The sequence below is a fragment of the Ideonella dechloratans genome (assembly GCF_021049305.1).
Lineage (GTDB): Bacteria > Pseudomonadota > Gammaproteobacteria > Burkholderiales > Burkholderiaceae_C > Ideonella > Ideonella dechloratans.
Genome location: NZ_CP088081.1, coordinates 3,197,565 through 3,212,986, shown reverse-complemented (window position 1 = coordinate 3,212,986; position 15,422 = coordinate 3,197,565). Strand labels below are relative to the sequence as shown.

General features: G+C 70.0%; 16 protein-coding genes. 12 read left to right on the top strand and 4 right to left on the bottom strand.

What is annotated here, in order from left to right; genetic code table 11:
- Nucleotides 1-38 precede the first annotated feature (38 nt).
- From dapF to LRM40_RS14875, 3 genes are read left to right on the top strand one after another with little or no spacing between them, the layout of a single operon-like run.
- Nucleotides 39-896, top strand: a complete 858-nt coding sequence (dapF, locus tag LRM40_RS14885) for a diaminopimelate epimerase (RefSeq protein ID WP_151123979.1) — start codon at nucleotides 39-41, stop codon at nucleotides 894-896.
- Entirely contained in the window at nucleotides 893-1,588 is a 696-nt protein-coding gene (locus LRM40_RS14880) for a DUF484 family protein (RefSeq protein ID WP_151123980.1), read from the top strand. The genes dapF and LRM40_RS14880 overlap by 4 nt, the downstream gene beginning before the upstream one ends.
- Before the next feature lie 7 nt (nucleotides 1,589-1,595).
- Nucleotides 1,596-2,609 (top strand): tyrosine recombinase XerC, encoded by a 1,014-nt coding sequence (locus LRM40_RS14875; protein WP_151123981.1) that lies wholly within the window; start codon nucleotides 1,596-1,598, stop codon nucleotides 2,607-2,609.
- A gap of 7 nt (nucleotides 2,610-2,616) precedes the next feature.
- Here the strand turns inward: LRM40_RS14875 and LRM40_RS14870 are convergent, their stop codons facing one another.
- Entirely contained in the window at nucleotides 2,617-3,912 is a 1,296-nt protein-coding gene (locus LRM40_RS14870; protein WP_151123982.1) for an acetyl-CoA hydrolase/transferase family protein, read from the bottom strand.
- Nucleotides 3,913-3,968: 56 nt separating this feature from the next.
- On the bottom strand, nucleotides 3,969-4,538 hold the full coding sequence (locus tag LRM40_RS14865; protein ID WP_151123983.1) for a hypothetical protein: 570 nt from the start codon (nucleotides 4,536-4,538) through the stop codon (nucleotides 3,969-3,971).
- A gap of 205 nt (nucleotides 4,539-4,743) precedes the next feature.
- Between LRM40_RS14865 and LRM40_RS14860 the strand changes: the two genes are divergently transcribed.
- From LRM40_RS14860 to cfa, 5 genes are all read left to right on the top strand, one after another.
- Nucleotides 4,744-5,088, top strand: a complete 345-nt coding sequence (locus LRM40_RS14860; RefSeq protein ID WP_151123984.1) for a GntR family transcriptional regulator — start codon at nucleotides 4,744-4,746, stop codon at nucleotides 5,086-5,088.
- A complete protein-coding gene (locus tag LRM40_RS14855; RefSeq protein WP_231067575.1) occupies nucleotides 5,085-5,969 on the top strand; it encodes an ABC transporter ATP-binding protein in 885 nt (294 codons plus the stop codon). The genes LRM40_RS14860 and LRM40_RS14855 overlap by 4 nt, the downstream gene beginning before the upstream one ends.
- Before the next feature lie 15 nt (nucleotides 5,970-5,984).
- Nucleotides 5,985-6,863, top strand: a complete 879-nt coding sequence (locus LRM40_RS14850) for a hypothetical protein (RefSeq protein ID WP_151123986.1) — start codon at nucleotides 5,985-5,987, stop codon at nucleotides 6,861-6,863.
- A 54-nt stretch (nucleotides 6,864-6,917) separates the two neighbouring features.
- Entirely contained in the window at nucleotides 6,918-8,111 is a 1,194-nt protein-coding gene (locus LRM40_RS14845; protein ID WP_151124010.1) for a class I SAM-dependent rRNA methyltransferase, read from the top strand.
- A gap of 195 nt (nucleotides 8,112-8,306) precedes the next feature.
- Complete coding sequence (gene cfa, locus LRM40_RS14840; protein WP_151123987.1) at nucleotides 8,307-9,488, top strand: cyclopropane fatty acyl phospholipid synthase; 1,182 nt, start codon at nucleotides 8,307-8,309, stop codon at nucleotides 9,486-9,488.
- Here the strand turns inward: cfa and LRM40_RS14835 are convergent.
- A complete protein-coding gene (locus tag LRM40_RS14835) occupies nucleotides 9,470-9,979 on the bottom strand; it encodes an Lrp/AsnC family transcriptional regulator (protein WP_151123988.1) in 510 nt (169 codons plus the stop codon). The genes cfa and LRM40_RS14835 overlap by 19 nt on opposite strands.
- Nucleotides 9,980-10,127: 148 nt before the next feature.
- Between LRM40_RS14835 and glmS the strand changes: the two genes are divergently transcribed.
- The 4 genes from glmS (at nucleotide 10,128) to LRM40_RS14815 (ending at nucleotide 13,743) form a co-directional block, all read left to right on the top strand.
- Nucleotides 10,128-11,969 (top strand): glutamine--fructose-6-phosphate transaminase (isomerizing), encoded by a 1,842-nt coding sequence (gene glmS, locus LRM40_RS14830; protein ID WP_151123989.1) that lies wholly within the window; start codon nucleotides 10,128-10,130, stop codon nucleotides 11,967-11,969.
- Between the two features lie 34 nt (nucleotides 11,970-12,003).
- Entirely contained in the window at nucleotides 12,004-12,699 is a 696-nt protein-coding gene (locus LRM40_RS14825; RefSeq protein ID WP_151123990.1) for a hypothetical protein, read from the top strand.
- A gap of 169 nt (nucleotides 12,700-12,868) precedes the next feature.
- The gene (locus tag LRM40_RS14820) at nucleotides 12,869-13,303 is read left to right on the top strand and encodes an ester cyclase (RefSeq protein ID WP_151123991.1); all 435 of its coding nucleotides are present in this window, start codon (nucleotides 12,869-12,871) and stop codon (nucleotides 13,301-13,303) included.
- Entirely contained in the window at nucleotides 13,300-13,743 is a 444-nt protein-coding gene (locus LRM40_RS14815; protein ID WP_151123992.1) for a MarR family winged helix-turn-helix transcriptional regulator, read from the top strand. Before LRM40_RS14820 ends, LRM40_RS14815 begins: the two co-directional genes overlap by 4 nt.
- On the opposite strand, the gene LRM40_RS14810 is transcribed toward LRM40_RS14815, so the two are convergent.
- Complete coding sequence (locus LRM40_RS14810; RefSeq protein WP_151123993.1) at nucleotides 13,740-15,356, bottom strand: aminotransferase class V-fold PLP-dependent enzyme; 1,617 nt, start codon at nucleotides 15,354-15,356, stop codon at nucleotides 13,740-13,742. The two genes, LRM40_RS14815 and LRM40_RS14810, sit on opposite strands and share 4 nt — an antisense overlap.
- Nucleotides 15,357-15,422 lie beyond the last annotated feature (66 nt).

Here is a 15,422-nt window from a genome sequence, read left to right as displayed (position 1 = left end):
GTGTGAGGCAGGCCCTCGGGGCGTCGGATAATCCGCCCATGCGTTTGCACTTCACCAAGATGCACGGCGCCGGCAACGACTTCGTCGTGCTGGACGCCACCCGCGCGCCGCTGGCGCTCAGCCGGGAACAGCTGCAGCTCCTGGGCGACCGCCGATTCGGCGTGGGCGCCGACCAGATCCTGGTCGTCGAGGCCGCGCAGACGCCTGGCGTGGACTTCCGCTACCGCATCTTCAACGGCGCCACCGGCGACGAGGTGGAGCAGTGCGGCAACGGTTCGCGCTGCTTCGTGCGCTATGTGCACGACCACGGGCTGAGCGACCAGACCACCATCCGCGTGGAGACGGTCAACAACCGACTGACGCTGACCCTGCAGCCCGACGGCCGGGTGACGGTGGACATGAACCAGCCCCGCTTCGCGCCGGCCGATCTACCGTTCGACGCCAGCGGGCTGGTGCCGCGCGAGGTGAACGGCATGCCGCTGTGGCCGCTGGACCTGGGCGAGGGGGCGCAGGCCGAGGTGGCCCTGGTGTCCATGGGCAACCCGCACGCCGTGCTGCGGGTGGATGACGTGGCCACCGCCCCGGTGGCCGACTGGGGCCCGAAGATCGAGGCCCACCCGCGTTTCCCGCGCAAGGTCAACGCCGGCTTCCTGCAGGTGCGCTCGCGCAGCGAGGTGGCCTTGCGTGTGTTCGAGCGCGACGCGGGCGAGACCCTGGCCTGCGGCACCGGTGCCTGCGCGGCGGTGGTGGCCGGCATCCGCCTGGGCTGGCTGGATGCCACGGTGGATGTGCACACCCGCGGCGGCGTGCTGACCATCAGCTGGGCCGGCGAGGGCCATTCGGTGATGATGACCGGTCCCGCGGTGACCGTCTTTGAAGGAGAGATCGAGCTGTGACGAGCAACGAGAACGGGGTGCACGGCATCACCGAACAGGACATCGCCAACTACCTGGCCAACAACCCCGGCTTCTTCGAGCGCCAGGCCGAGCTGCTGGCCACCATCCAGCTCACCAGCCCCCACGGCCAGCGCGCCGTCTCGCTGCAGGAGCGGCAGATGGAGATGCTGCGCGAGCGCATCAAGGGCCTGGAGCGCAAGATCATGGAGATGATCCGCGCCGGCCAGGAGAACGTGCAGATCGCCGAGCGCATGCACCGCTGGACCTGCGCCGTGATGCTGGCGCGCAGCGCGGTGATGCTGGGCGAGGTGCTGGTGGCCGAGCTCAAGCACGAGTTCCTGATCCCGCAGGCGGCCGTGCGCGTCTGGGGTGTGGCCCCGGCCTATGCCCACCTGCCCTGGGCCCAGGGCGCCAGCGAGGACGTCAAGACCTTCGCTTCGAGCCTGTCCCAGCCCTACTGCGGCCTCAACGCCCAGTTCGAGGCCGCCCAATGGCTGGGTGACGCCACGCCGGCCCAGTCGCTGGCCATGATTCCGCTGCGCCTGGGCAAGTCGGCCGGCGAGTGCTTCGGCCTGCTGGTGCTGGGCTCGCCCGACGCACTGCGCTACCAGAACGACATGGGCACCGAATTCCTGCAACAGGTGGGCGACATCGCCAGCGCGGCGATGGGCCGCCTGCTGCTGGCCGAGTGAGCCGGCGATGAGCGCCCACGGCTCGGTGGCGCCTTCGACGCACGGGCCGGACGAGCCGGACGGGGCCGATGGGGCGCTGGCGCTGCCGGAGGTCGTGCTGCGCTATCTCGAGCACCTGAAGGTCGAGCGGCGCGTGGCCGAGCGCACCCTGGCGCTCTACACCGATGCCCTGCGCCGCCTGGTGCGCGGCACGGCGCGCCTGGCCGTGCCGCTGGAGCGGCTGCAGCCCCACCATGTGCGCATACTGCTGGCCCAGCTGCATGGCGCCGGTGAGCGGCCGGGCCTCTCGCCGCGCAGCCTGGCGCTGCAGCTCTCGGCCTGGCGCGGCCTGTACCGCTGGTGGGGCCGGCGTGGTGGCGTGGCGCTCAACCCGGTGGACGGCATCCGCCCGCCCAAGGCGCCCAAACCGCTGCCGAAGGCCCTGCCGGTGGACCAGGCCGTGGCCCTGGCCAGCCAGGTGCCCGAGGCCAGCGACCCGGCCCTGGCCGCGCGCGACCACGCCATCGTCGAGCTGCTTTACGGCAGCGGCCTGCGGGTGGGCGAGCTGGTTTCGCTCGACGCCCGGCCCGGGCCCGAGGCCGCTGGCTGGGTGGACGCCGACGATGCCACCGTCCATGTGCTGGGCAAGGGCCGCAAGCGCCGCAGCGTGCCGGTGGGCTCGCATGCGCTGAAGGCCCTGGCCGACTGGGAAGCCCAGCGCGGTGGTTTGGCCGCCCCGGGCGAGCCGGCACTCTTCGTCAGCCAGCGCGGCACCCGCTTGTCGGACAGCCAGGTGCGCAGCCGGCTGCGCCAGCTGGCCCTGGCCGCGGGCCTGCCCACCTCGGTGCACCCGCACATGCTGCGCCACAGCTTCGCTTCGCACCTGCTGCAGTCCAGCGGCGACCTGCGCGCGGTGCAGGAACTGCTGGGCCACGCCAGCATCAGCACCACCCAGATCTACACCCAGCTGGACTTCCAGCACCTGGCCAAGGTGTATGACGCGGCCCACCCGCGGGCCAAGCGCAAGTCCGGCGGCGGCTGAGGCCGCCTCAGACCAGGTGCAGGGCGCGCGCCTGGGCCTGCAGTTCCTCGCGGAAGGCCGGGTGGGCGATGGCGATCAGGGCCGCCACCCGTTCGTGCGAGGGGCGTCCGCGCAGCCGGGCCACGCCGTACTCGGTCACCACGTAGTTCACGTCGTTCTTGCCGGTGCTCACATGGGTGCCCAGGTTCAGCGTGGGGACGATGCGCGAGACGGTGTCGCCCTTGGCGGTGGAGGGCAGCACCATGATGGCCTTGCCCCCGCGCGAGCGGTTGGCCGCGCGCACGAAGTCGCTCTGGCCGCCGGTGCCGGAGTAGGGCAGGGCGCCCAGGCTCTCGGAGCCGCACTGGCCCAGCAGGTCCACCTGCAGCGTGGCGTTGAGCGACACCAGCCGGTCGTTCTGGCCGGCGATGCACGGGTCGTTGGTGAAGTCGGCCGGGTGCAGCTCGAAATCCGGGCAGCGGTCCAGGAAGCGGTAGAGCTTTTCCGAGCCCAGCGCGAAGGTGGCCACCATCTTGCCGGGCATGAAGTTCTTGCGCCGGTTGGTCACCGCGCCGCTCTCGATCAGGCTCAGCAGGCCGTCGCCGATCATCTCGCTGTGCACGCCCAGGTCGCGCTTGCCCTGCAGCTGGGCCACCACCGCGTCCGGGATGCCGCCGATGCCGATCTGCAGCGTGTCGCCGTCCTCGATCAGCGGGGCCACGTGGCGGGCGATGGCCTGCTGCACCGGCCCGATCTCCGAGGGGGGCAGGGTGAAGAGCGGGCGGTCGTCTTCCACCCAGGCGCTCACCCGGGAGACATGCACCCGCGCCGGGCCGGCCGTGCGCGGCACGTGGGGGTTCACCTCCAGCACCACGCTGCGGGCCCGCTCCAGGGCGGCCAGCGTGTAGTCGGCTGAGACCCCGAGGTGGAACCAGCCTTCGGCGTCCATCGGCGAGGCCAGGGCGAACACCACGTCGGCCGGCACTTCACCGCGGGCGAAGAGCTGCGGTGCCTCGGACAGGTGGGTGTGGATCAGCGGCAGCCAGCCGGCCTGCGCGCCCGGGCGCGAGGGGCCGCCCAGGAACATCGAGACCGGCTGCACGTGGGCGACCGTCTGCGGGTCGAAGTAGTCGAAGCGGCGCAGCGGCAGCATCTGCACCACCCGCACGCCTTGAAAGCGCTGGCGCCGGGCCGACAGGCCTTCCAGCAGGGCCGGCGGCTCGCCGCAGCCGATGGGCACCACGATCCAGTCGCCATCGCGCACCAGGGCGAGGGCATCCTCCACGGTGGCCCGCCGCCGGGCCCGGTCTTCAGTCCATGACATCCACCGATGGTACGGGGAATGTCTTACGTTGATATACGTAAGGGTTGAGGGCGGACTCAGCCCTTGGCGGCGGCCTTGCGGCTGTGGACCAGGCTGATCGTGCTGCCCGGTTGCCCCTCGGTGGCCTTGACGCCGATGATCATGCTGCTCTCGGTCTTGCTGTCGGTGATGGTCATGGACATGCCCTGGGCATCGGTCTGGTCCATCACCATCTTGCCCTCGGTGCTGCCCTTGAGCTGGGCCCGGTACCAGTCGCTCACCTTCTTGGCGTCATCGGGGCTGTTCAGCTCCACCTGCAGCATCTCGTTGCCGCCGTTGACGAAGCGGCTGCTCTGGTTGGGGGCCACGGTGGCGCCGGGGTAGAAGGGGATGCCCAGGTCCTTCTCGCTGATGCTGGCGCTGCCCATCTCCATGTTGAAGGACTGGCCCTTCTCGTCGGTGCCCTGCACCTTCACGCCGCCGTCGTGGATGTCCACCTTGGCGTTGCTGCCGTCCTTGTTGATGGTGGCTTCGATCATCTTCTCGGCGGCCTTTTCGCTGGCCGCCTCCTGCACCTTGCCGCAGCCGGCCAGGGCCAGCGGAATCAGCAGGACGGGCAGGGCGCGGCGGGGGATGTTCAGGCTCATGGTTCCTCCAGAGGTGTCTTGTGTGCGGGGCGCATGCTGCCAGTGCCGCGCCGGCCCCGCCATCCCGCACCTGGGTGACAGGGCGCGTGGCTGCAGTTCATCGGCCCGCCCTGCAGTCTGTCGCATCGGGCTCGCGGCGGGCGGGTCCAAGTCCTACAGTGTGTTACGTCACCAGCACACGTCACCAGCCTTCAGGAGGGCCCCCATGCACTGGGATGACCGTCAACCGATCTACCGCCAGCTGGCCGACCAGCTGGCCGGCCGCCTGCTCGACGGCGAGCCGCGCGAGGGCGAGGCCATGCCGTCGGTGCGCGTGCTGGCCAGCAGCTACCTGCTCAACCCCCTCACCGTAGGGAGGGCCCTGCAGGCCCTGAGCGACGACGGGCTGCTGGAGAATCGCCGCGGCCTGGGCCTGTACGTGCGGACCGGGGCACGCGAACACCTGCGCATGCTGGAGAGGCAGCGCTTTCTCGAACAGGAATGGCCCCAGCTGCGGCTGCGTCTGCGCCGGCTGGGCCTGCGTCCGGAAGAACTCGATTGGGAGGCATGATGAGTGGCGAACCCCTGATCCGGGCCCGTGGCCTGGGCCTGCAGTACGGCAGCAAGCGCGTGCTCGACGGGCTGGATTTCGAGATCCCCGCCGGCCGCGTTGTCGGCCTGCTGGGCCACAACGGTGCCGGCAAGACCAGCCTGATGCGGGCCCTGGTGGGCCTGACCGGCCACGAGGGCGAGCTCAGCGTGCTGGGCCTGTCGCCGCAGCGCCAGCGCACCGCGCTGCTGCAGTCGCTGTGCTACATCCCGGACGTGGCCATCCTGCCGCGCTGGGCCCGCGCCTCGGAGCTCATCACGCTGATGGCCGGCCTGCACCCCAACTTTTCGGCCGAGCGCGCCCGGCAGCTGCTCAAGCGCACCAGCGTCGGCCTGAACGACAAGGTCAAGACGCTCTCGCGCGGCATGGTGGTGCAGCTGCACCTGGCCCTGGTGGCGGCCATCGACGCGCGGCTGATGGTGCTGGACGAGCCCACGCTGGGCCTGGACGTGCTCTCGCGCAAGGCCTTCTACGAGATGCTGATCGACGAATGGTGCGACGGCGAACGCAGCGTGCTGATCTCCACCCACCAGGTGGAGGAGGTGGAGTCGCTGCTGTCGGATGTGCTGATGCTCAGCGAGGGCAGGCTGGTGCTCAACATCCCGCTGGCCGAGGTGGACGAGCGCTTCGTGGCCCTGAGCCACGACCCGGCTGCCGCCGACGCGGTGGCCGCCGCCCACCCCATCCTGCGCTACCGCCAGCAGGGCCAGTCGGCCGCGCTGTTCGACGGCGCGCCGCCGCCCGAGGTGCAGGCCCTGGGCCAGCGCATGCGCCCCAGCCTGGTGGACCTGTTCGTCGCGCTCACCCGCGCGCCCGAGCTCAACCCCACGATCCCGCGCTGAACCGGAGGACCGACCATGCAGACCTTTCAGACCCTGCTGCTGCGTGAATGGATGCAGCACGGCAGCCGCTGGTGGCTCATTGCCCTGATTCCGCTGGGCATCAGCCTGCTGGCCCTGCAGTTCGGTCAGGTGCAGCTGGGCGAGGACGACCATGTCGTGGCCACCTTGCTGCTCACCGCGGGCGTCTATGCCGCGGTGATGGCCGGCGTGGGCTGGCTGGTGGCCTACATCCAGTCCGGCGGCATGGCCCGGCGCGACTGGCAGGACCGCAGCATCGAGTTCTGGCGCTCGCTGCCCGTGCCCGACAGCGCTGCCGTGGGCGCCACGGTGCTGATGCACCTGGTGCTGCTGCCCCTGCTGGTGATGGCCCTGGCCGTGCCCAGCGGCCTGGTGGTGGCCCTGATGGTGGTGGCGCGCGGCTTCGGCTGGAGCGCCCTGGCCGGCGTGCCCTGGCACGAGGTGGCCGCCGTGGCCGGCGCCGGCGCCCTGCGCCTGCTGCTGGGCTCGCTGCTGGCGAGCTTCTGGATCGCGCCGGTGGCCCTGCTGACCATGGCTGCGGCGGCCTGGCTCAAGCGCTGGGGCGTGCCGGTGCTGTGGGTGAGCTGGGGTCTGGGCGGCTCCATCCTGGCCAAGGGCTATGGCCATCCCGAGGTGCTGCAGGCGCTGCAGACCTTCAGCGAGCGGGTGGGCGACGCCCTGCTGCCCCTGCGCCACCGCCAGGACGTGCTGTCGTCCCTGGCCAGTCCGCAGCCGGATCTGGCGGCTCTGCCCGGCCTGCTGGGCCAGGACGCCCTGCTGCGCCTGCAGGAGCTGGCCAGCGGCTGGGCCGCGGTGGCGGTGCTGCTCTCGGCCCTGGGCTTCGCGCTGCTGGTCTGGCGCCGCCAGCGCGGCTGACCGATCGTCGGCGGACCTGGCCGCCCGGCGGGTCCGCAGGCGAAAATGGCGATCATGAAAGTGATCCGCCTGCGCGAAGGAAAAGAACGTTCGCTGCTGCGCCGCCACCCCTGGGTGTTCGCCGGCAGCGTGGAGAAGGGCAAGGCCGACCTGGGCGAGACGGTGCGGGTGGAAAGCCACGATGGCCACTTCCTGGCCTGGGCGTCCTTCAGCCCCAGCTCGCAGATCCGGGTGCGGGCCTGGAGCTTCGACGAGGCCGAGCGCATCGATGCGGGCTTCTTCCAGCGCCGCATTGCCGCGGCCGTGGCCATGCGCCAGCGTCTGGCCATCCAGAGCAATGGTGTGCGCCTGATCCACGGCGAGGCCGACGGCCTGCCCGGCCTGATCGTGGACAGCTACGAGGACATCCTCTCGGTGCAGTTTCTCTCGGCCGGCACCGAGCGCTGGAAGGCCCAGATCGCGGACGCCTTGCTGGCCGAAACGGCCGCGCTGGGCTGCACCCGCCTGTACGAGCGCAGCGATTCTGGTGTGCGCCAGATGGAGGGGCTGGAACCCGCCAAGGGCTGGCTGCGCGGCGGCGGGGACACCACCATCACCCTGCGCGAGCACAGCATCCAGCTGACCGTGGACGTGGAAGAGGGCCACAAGACCGGCTACTACCTGGACCAGCGCGAGAACCGTGCGCTGTTCGCCAAACTGGTGGCCCAGTTCGGCTGCCAAAGCGTGCTGAACTGCTACAGCTACACCGGCGGCTTCAGCGTGTCGGCCTTGGCTGGCGGCGCCACCGAGGTGGTGAGCGTCGATTCTTCCGGCCCGGCCCTGGCCCGGGCCAACGCCCATGTGCTGCTCAACGGCTTCGACCCGGCCCACCACACCGCGCTGGACGCCGATGTGAACGGCACCCTGCGCCAGATGCTCAAGGACGGCCGCCAGTTCGACGCCATCGTGCTGGACCCGCCCAAGTTCGCCCCCAGCGCCGCCCATGCCGACCGCGCCAGCCGCGCCTACAAGGACATCAACCGCCTGGGCCTGAAGCTGCTCAAGCCCGGCGGCCTGCTGCTGACCTTCAGCTGCTCGGGTGGCATCGGCGCCGAGCTGTTCCACAAGATCGTGGCCGGCGCCGGCCTGGATGCCCAGGTGGACGGCTACCTGCTGCAGCGCCTGGAGGCCTCGCCCGACCACCCGACCACGCTGTGCTTCCCGGAAGGGGAGTACCTCAAGGGGCTGGTCGTCCTCAAGCAGGGTTGAGCAGGCCCGCGGTGCTCACGGCCCGCCACATTCAGAGAACGCTGACAGCCGCCGAGCGTCCATAGCCCCAGGCTATGCGGGGCCGCAAAACTTTGCATTGGCATCCCGTGCGGGATTGGCGCACATTGCACCTTGCTGCGATGTGGCAGGGGCACCGCATCTGCACCCACCCTTTCACCATGACAGGGCTTGTGCATGAACGAGGTCATTTCCGAAGCGGCGTCCGGCGGCGGGCGTCAGGGCGGCCGGTCTTCGGCCGAAGACGCACTGGGGCAATGGCTGGCCCTGGCCGATGTGCGGCTCGATGGCGAGCGCCCCTGGGACATCCGGCTGCTGCAGCCGGGTGTGGCCGAGCGGGTGCTGGCCGGCGGCTCGCTGGCCTTCGGCGAGGCCTACATGGATGGCGCCTGGAGTTGCGAGCGCCTGGACGAACTGTTCACCCGCCTGACCCGCGCCCGCCTGGGCGAGAACATGAGCGGCCTGTCCATGGCCTGGCATGTGCTGCGCGCCAAGCTGCTGAACCTGCAGAGCCCGCGCCGGGCCTGGCAGGTGGGGCGCGAGCACTACGACCTGGGCAACGACTTCTACGCGGCCATGCTGGATGCGCGCATGACCTACACCTGCGCCTACTGGCAAGGCTCCGAAGGGCGGGGTGAGGCCACCACGCTGGACCAGGCTCAGGAAGCCAAGCTGGACCTGGTGTGCCGCAAGCTGGGCCTGCAGCCGGGCATGCGGGTGCTGGACATCGGCTGTGGCTGGGGCAGCTTCATGGGCTTTGCCGCCGAGCGCTACGGCGTGCACTGCGTGGGGGTGACCATCTCCGAGCAGCAGGCCGCCCTGGGGCGCCAGCGCCTGGCGCACCTGCCGGTGGAATTCCGCCTGCAGGACTACCGCGAGCTCGACGAGCATTTCGACCGCGTCGTCAGCCTGGGCATGTTCGAGCATGTGGGCCACAAGAACTACCCCGACTACATGGCCGTGGCCCGGCGCTGCCTGGCCGAGGACGGCCTGTTCCTGCTGCACACCATCGGCCGCAACGACACGGCCGAGGGCACCGATCCCTGGATCGACCGCTACGTCTTTCCCAATGGCGAGCTGCCCAGCATCGCCCGCATCGGCCGGGCGGTGGAGCCGCACTTCGTGGTGGAAGACCTGCACAACTTCGGCGCCGACTACGACCGCACGCTGATGGCCTGGCACGGCAACTTCGAGGCGGCCTGGCCGCGCTTTGCCGGCGAGCTGGGTGAGCGCTTCTACCGCCGCTGGCGCTACTACCTGCTGTGCTGCGCCGGGGCCTTCCGGGCTCGCGACATCCAGCTCTGGCAGTGGGTGCTCTCGCCCCGCGGGGTGCCCGGCGGCTACCGCCGCGCGTCCTGATCGCCGCGGTCGGCCAGCGTTTCCACCGGCACCCGCGGGTCGAACTTGGCCCGCTTGAGCGCGAAGAAGCTCTTCACGTTGCGCACGTTCGCATCCTGTGTGAACAGGCGTGCCGTGAGGGCCTGGAAGGTGGGCATGTCGGGTGACCAGACCACCAGCAGGAAATCCGGCCCCGGCGACACCCGCCAGCACTGCTGCACCAAGGGCTCGTCCACCGCCCGGGCCTCGAAGGCGTCCAGGTGTTCGGCGCCCTGGCGGTCCAGCACCACCTCGCACAGCACCTGCAGACCCTGGCCGGCCAGGGGCGCGCCCAGCAGGGCGGTGAAACGTTCGATCACCCCGGCCTCGCGCAGGCGCCGCACCCGGCGCAGCGCGGTGGCGGGCGACACATGGGCTGCCTGGGCCAGCGCATGGTTGGTCAGGCCGGCATCGGCCTGCAGCAGGTCCAGCAGGCGCCAGTCGGTGGCATCCATGGCGATTGGAAATTCCATCTATCTTTTAAAAATGAAATAAAACGCCAACAACAGAGTTTGTAGAAATTTTCATTCATTTTGAATGAAAACAAGAAAGCATCTTTGGATTGAGCGAGCCTAGGATGCCAACCATCGACCCGCGGGTCAACTTCCAAGTGAGCGATTCATGTGTGGCATCGTCGGCGCCGTCAGCACGGCCAATGTGGTTCCCGTCCTGGTCCAGGGCCTGCAACGGCTGGAATACCGGGGCTATGACTCCTGTGGCGTGGCCGTCATCCAGGACGGCGCGCTGCGCCGCAGCCGCTCCACCGCCCGCGTGGCCGAGCTGCGCGAGCACATCGAGCAGGACGACGTGCAGGGCCTGATCGGCATTGCCCATACCCGCTGGGCCACCCATGGCGCGCCGGCCGTGGCCAACGCCCACCCGCACTTCTCGGGCGACAAGATCGCCCTGGTGCACAACGGCATCATCGAGAACTACGAAGAGCTGCGCACCGAACTGAAGGCCAAGGGCTACGTCTTCGAGAGCCAGACCGACACCGAGGTCATCGCCCACCTGGTGCACCACCTGTACGACGGCGACCTCTTCGAGGCCGTGCAGCAGACCACCCGGCGCCTCAAGGGCGCCTACGCCATCGCCGTGTTCTGCCGCGACGAGCCGCAGCGCGTGGTGGGCGCGCGCGAAGGCTCGCCGCTCATCCTGGGCCTGGGCGGTGCGGCCGCCGGCGGTGCCAACTACCTGGCCTCGGACGCCATGGCCCTGGCCGGCGTCACCGACCAGATCGTCTACCTGGAAGACGGCGATGTGGTGGACGTGCAGCTGGGCAAGCACTGGATCGTGGCCCGTGACGCCAGCGGCGAGTTCCGCCCCGTGGAGCGCGCGGTGCGCACCGTGCACGCCCACAGCGGCGCGGCCGAGCTGGGCCCCTACCGCCACTACATGCAGAAGGAGATCTTCGAGCAGCCGCGCGCCATTGCCGACACGCTCGAAGGCGTGGAGAGCATCACCCCCGAGCTGTTCGGGGACGGCGCCTACCGCATCTTCAAGGACGTGGACCGCGTGCTCATCCTGGCCTGCGGCACCAGCTACTACTCCGGTTCGGCCGCCAAGTACTGGCTGGAGAGCATCGCCAAGATCCCCACCAGCGTGGAGATCGCCAGCGAGTACCGCTACCGCGACAGCGTGCCCGACCCGAAGACCCTGGTCGTCACCATCAGCCAGAGCGGCGAAACCGCCGACACCCTGGCAGCCCTCAAGCACGCCCGCAGCCTGGGCATGACGCACACGCTGACCATCTGCAACGTGGCCACCAGCGCCATGGTGCGCGAATGCGAGCTGGCCTACATCACCCGCGCCGGCGTGGAAGTGGGCGTGGCCAGCACCAAGGCCTTCACCACCCAGCTGGCCGGCCTGTTCCTGCTGACCCTGGCCCTGGCCCAGGTGCGCGGCCTGCTGAGCGAGGCCGACGAGGCCGCCCACCTCAAAGCCATGCGCCACCTGCCTTCCGCGCTGCAGGCCGTGCTGGCGCTGGAGCCCCAGGTGGTGGCCTGGGCCGAGGCCTTCGCCCGCAAGGAAAACGCCCTGTTCCTGGGCCGCGGCCTGCACTACCCCATCGCGCTGGAAGGGGCGCTGAAGCTCAAGGAGATCAGCTACATCCACGCCGAGGCCTACCCGGCCGGGGAGCTGAAGCACGGCCCCCTGGCCCTGGTGACCGCCGAGATGCCGGTGGTGACCGTGGCCCCGCACGACGCCCTGCTGGAAAAGCTCAAGAGCAACATGCAGGAAGTGCGCGCCCGCGGCGGCCAGCTCTATGTCTTTGCCGACGCCGACAGCCGCATCGAGAGCAGCGAAGGCGTGCACGTCATCCGCATGCCCGAGCACTACGGCGCGCTCAGCCCCATCCTGCACGTGGTGCCGCTGCAGCTGCTGGCGTACCACACCGCCTGCGCGCGCGGCACGGATGTGGACAAGCCGCGGAATTTGGCCAAGAGTGTGACGGTGGAGTGAGGGGCCGCCGGCCCGTCTGGAAATGGAGCGGGCCATGAACGCACAGCAGAGGGAATCGAGGACATTTCTGAGGGCCCATGCCTTTCTGCTGTGCGTGGTCCTCGTCGGATTTGCGCGCAGCTTCTACCTGCGCGGGCTGTTCCTCGAGATTCCGCTGCATCTGCGTCTGGCGATTCACGGGGTCGCGCTGACACTGTGGTTCGTGCTGACGGTGCCCCAGGCCTGGTTCGCCGCCAGCGGCCGGAGGAGCCTTCACGTCCGGACGGCGTGGGCCACGGTTCTGGTGGTTCCTGCCGTTCTGATCACCGGCGCCTGGGTGAACACCGCACTGGCCTGGCAGATCCAGTCGGCGCAGGACCCGGAGAACATGTTCATCTGGGCCAACTACATGAGCCTGCTCTCGTTCGCAGCGCTGGTGGGCATGGCGGTGGTGAAGCGGCGGCGGCTGCCTGAGCACCGGCGGCTGGTGCTGTTCGCATCCATTGCCATCATCGGTCCCGCCTGCGCCCGCTTTGCCTTCTGGCCGATCATCGGCGCGGGGCTGGCACTGGCGCCGGCCTTCGCGGGCGCTGGCATGTTGCTGCTCACCCTGGCTGCGGCCGCTTATGACTGGGCCACGCTGCGCCGCGTGCATGCGACGACGCTGGCCGGGTTCGCCGCCATTCTTCTGCCCCTGCTGGCGGGAACGGCCGTCGCCGTTTCCGGAATCGGCTTTGGGCTGATTCACTGACACGAATCGCTTCCATCAGAGGGACCGCTGCGCAGCCGGGCCCGTGCCTGGTCCAGATCCAGAAGCCGACCTGGCCACGGGGTCGATTCACATCATTGGTCCGATTCCCCTGGAGCGAGTATAAATATACAGTCTAACTGTATATTTGCAGCTTCCAAAGGAGTGAGCTATGGACAGTGCCGCCAACAAGCAAACGGTCACGCGTTTCAACATCGAGGTGATTCAGCAGGGCCGGCGCGAGGCGTTCGAGGCCTTGATGGCGCCGGACTTCGTCAACTGGTCGGCGCCGCCCCAGGCGCGCGGTGCGGAGGGCATGTGGAACACCTTCGAGAACGTGCTCCGCCCGGCACTGTCCGACCTGAAGGTCGTCATCCACGAGCAGCTGTGCGAGGGTGACAAGGTGACGACCCGCAAGTCGATCACCGGCGTGCACAGCGGGTCGCTGATGGGGATAGAGCCGACGGGTCGCGCGGTCTCCATTGATGCCATCGACATCGTGCGGGTGACCGATGGGCAATACCGCGAGCATTGGGGGGTGAACAACCTGGCGGCCGTGGTGGGTGCCCTCAGGATTCCGCCCAGCCCTGACCGGTCGGGCACATGAGCCCGAAGAATGCAAGCGCCGAGCAGGACGTCGCCAGCCTGGCCGAGCAGCTGCGCATGGTCGTGGGCGACTTTGTCCGCTCGGTCCGCTCGGCCAGCGCAACGGCTTCTACCGCTCACACCGAAACGCTGGCGTTCCTCTATCGTCAGGGGCCTGCCAACATCGCCCAGCTGGCCAAGGCCAGACAGGTGAAGCACCAGAGCATGCGACTGGTCATCGGGCGGCTCCAGCAGCTCGGCTGGGTCGAACTGCACCCGGGGCGGCTGGACCGCCGCAGCCAGGAGGTGGCGCTGACTCCGGCGGGAAAGCGCGCCGTCGAAGCGGACATGGCCAGCCGCTCGGCGCTGCTGTCCGAGCGGCTCGCATCCCGCCTGGACGCGGCGGAGCTGGAGACGCTCCGCCAGGCCCTGGGCTTGATGGCGCGCTTGAGCCAGCCCTAGGCTGGGAGAGAGGGGCGGTCTCCGATGGCATCGGTGGCGGTGCGCGCACCGGCCGGTGCCTCGGGCAGCAGCGCCACCCCCCCTGCCAGACTCCAGGCTCTGGGCTGACCCTGTTGCCGCAGCCGCCGGGCAGCCTGGGCGCTGCGCTGGCCACTGCGGCAGATGAACAGTAGCGGGGTGTCGGGCAGTTCTTCAGGCACCGTGCGTGTCTGCTGTCCGGGTGGGGTGTCGAGCCACTGACTCAGTGGCAGGCGCCGACGGGGCAAGCCCAGGCTGTCCAGGCGCTCGTCATCCCAGCCCTGTTCATGGGCCTCGTGCACATCCACCAGCGTCAGCCCCGGATGTCGATGGGCCAGGGCGGCCACGTCGGCCACGCTGCACAGCAGGTCCTGCTCGGGCTTGCCCGCGGGGGCGCAGACGGGATGGGCCGTTGCGTCGGGCGGGCGCTGGCCCTGCCGCCCCTGGGACCGCAGAACCTCGCCGCAGGCGCGGATGCGCGCGCAGGCCGCGTCGATGAAGGCCTCGTTGGCCAGTGGCCCGAAGGACAGGCGGATGGCCGAGCCGGTCTGCCAGGCTGGCAGGCCCATGGCCTCCAGCACGAAGCTGGGGGCGGCCTGGGCGGCGCTGCAGGCCGAGCCCCCACTGACCCGCACGCCCGCGGCATCGAACAACTCCAGCAGCAGGCGCGAGGCCACGCCGGGCACCGAGAAGTTCAGCGTGGTGGGCAGGCTCAGCGCGGCCGGGGCGTTGAAGACCAGGCCGGGAAAGGCCTCGCTCAGCGCCTCCGTCAGGTGCGCACGGTGTTGGGCCAGCAGGGCAGGGGAGGCAAAGGTGTGGCCGTCTTCCAGCGCGGTCAGCACGGCGCCCAGGGCGGCCACGCCGGCCATGTTCTCGGTGCCTGAGCGCAGGCCTCCCTCCTGCCCGCCGCCGGCCATCAGCGGGGTGAAGGGGGCGCCTTCGCGCACATAGAGCAGGCCGATGCCCTTGGGTGCGTAGAGCTTGTGACCGGAAAACGGCGCGTAGTCGACGCGCCGCTCGGCCAGGCGCAGGTCCAGCTTGCCCAGGCCCTGCACGCCGTCCACCAGCCACAGGGCCGGGCTGTCGGCCAGCGCGGCGGCAATGCCGTCCAGGTCGCTGATGACGCCGCTTTCGTTGTTGGCGGCCATGGTGCAGACCAGGCCGGCGCGGCCCGCGTGTCGGCGCAGCCAGTCCAGCTCGTGGCGCCCCTGCGGGTCCACCGGGATGGGGGCGACCACCAGGCCCAGGTCCAGCACCCGGTTCCAGTGGTGCAGGGCCGCTGGCACGGCCTTGTGCTCGGTGGCGCCGTAGAGCAGGCAGTCCACATCGTCCCGGCCGCGCAGGCTCATCAGCGCCGAGAGCACGGCGGTCTGGATGCCCTCGGTGGCGCCGCTGGTGAACAGCAGCTGTCCGGTCGGGATGCCCAGCACGCGGCGGGCGCGGGCACGGGTGTCGTCCAGCAGGGCATGGGCGCGCAGGCCGGTGGCGTGCGTGCTGCTGGGGTTGCCGAACTGCTCGCTCATGCAGGCCAGCGCCGCGGCCTGGGCGGCCGGCAGCACCGGGGTGGTGGCGTTGGCGTCGAGGTAGATCTCCATGGGCTGGAGATTCTGGTCAGCCCGGCCCGGGAGAAATTGCTGTTCTGGACCCGTGATTGCGCTGCG

Excerpts from the sequence above, each read along its gene's own strand:
- LRM40_RS14855 (WP_231067575.1), top strand. The coding sequence starts at position 5,085 with ATGATGAGTGGCGAACCCCTGATCCGGGCCCGTGGCCTGGGCCTGCAG.
- dapF (WP_151123979.1), top strand. The coding sequence starts at position 39 with ATGCGTTTGCACTTCACCAAGATGCACGGCGCCGGCAACGACTTCGTC.
- LRM40_RS14860 (WP_151123984.1), top strand. The coding sequence starts at position 4,744 with ATGCACTGGGATGACCGTCAACCGATCTACCGCCAGCTGGCCGACCAG.
- LRM40_RS14815 (WP_151123992.1), top strand. The coding sequence starts at position 13,300 with ATGAGCCCGAAGAATGCAAGCGCCGAGCAGGACGTCGCCAGCCTGGCC.
- LRM40_RS14865 (WP_151123983.1), bottom strand. The coding sequence starts at position 4,538 with ATGAGCCTGAACATCCCCCGCCGCGCCCTGCCCGTCCTGCTGATTCCG.
- LRM40_RS14835 (WP_151123988.1), bottom strand. The coding sequence starts at position 9,979 with ATGGAATTTCCAATCGCCATGGATGCCACCGACTGGCGCCTGCTGGAC.
- LRM40_RS14870 (WP_151123982.1), bottom strand. The coding sequence starts at position 3,912 with ATGTCATGGACTGAAGACCGGGCCCGGCGGCGGGCCACCGTGGAGGAT.
- LRM40_RS14820 (WP_151123991.1), top strand. The coding sequence starts at position 12,869 with ATGGACAGTGCCGCCAACAAGCAAACGGTCACGCGTTTCAACATCGAG.
- cfa (WP_151123987.1), top strand. The coding sequence starts at position 8,307 with ATGAACGAGGTCATTTCCGAAGCGGCGTCCGGCGGCGGGCGTCAGGGC.
- LRM40_RS14810 (WP_151123993.1), bottom strand. The coding sequence starts at position 15,356 with ATGGAGATCTACCTCGACGCCAACGCCACCACCCCGGTGCTGCCGGCC.
- LRM40_RS14845 (WP_151124010.1), top strand. The coding sequence starts at position 6,918 with ATGAAAGTGATCCGCCTGCGCGAAGGAAAAGAACGTTCGCTGCTGCGC.
- LRM40_RS14875 (WP_151123981.1), top strand. The coding sequence starts at position 1,596 with ATGAGCGCCCACGGCTCGGTGGCGCCTTCGACGCACGGGCCGGACGAG.
- glmS (WP_151123989.1), top strand. The coding sequence starts at position 10,128 with ATGTGTGGCATCGTCGGCGCCGTCAGCACGGCCAATGTGGTTCCCGTC.
- LRM40_RS14850 (WP_151123986.1), top strand. The coding sequence starts at position 5,985 with ATGCAGACCTTTCAGACCCTGCTGCTGCGTGAATGGATGCAGCACGGC.
- LRM40_RS14825 (WP_151123990.1), top strand. The coding sequence starts at position 12,004 with ATGAACGCACAGCAGAGGGAATCGAGGACATTTCTGAGGGCCCATGCC.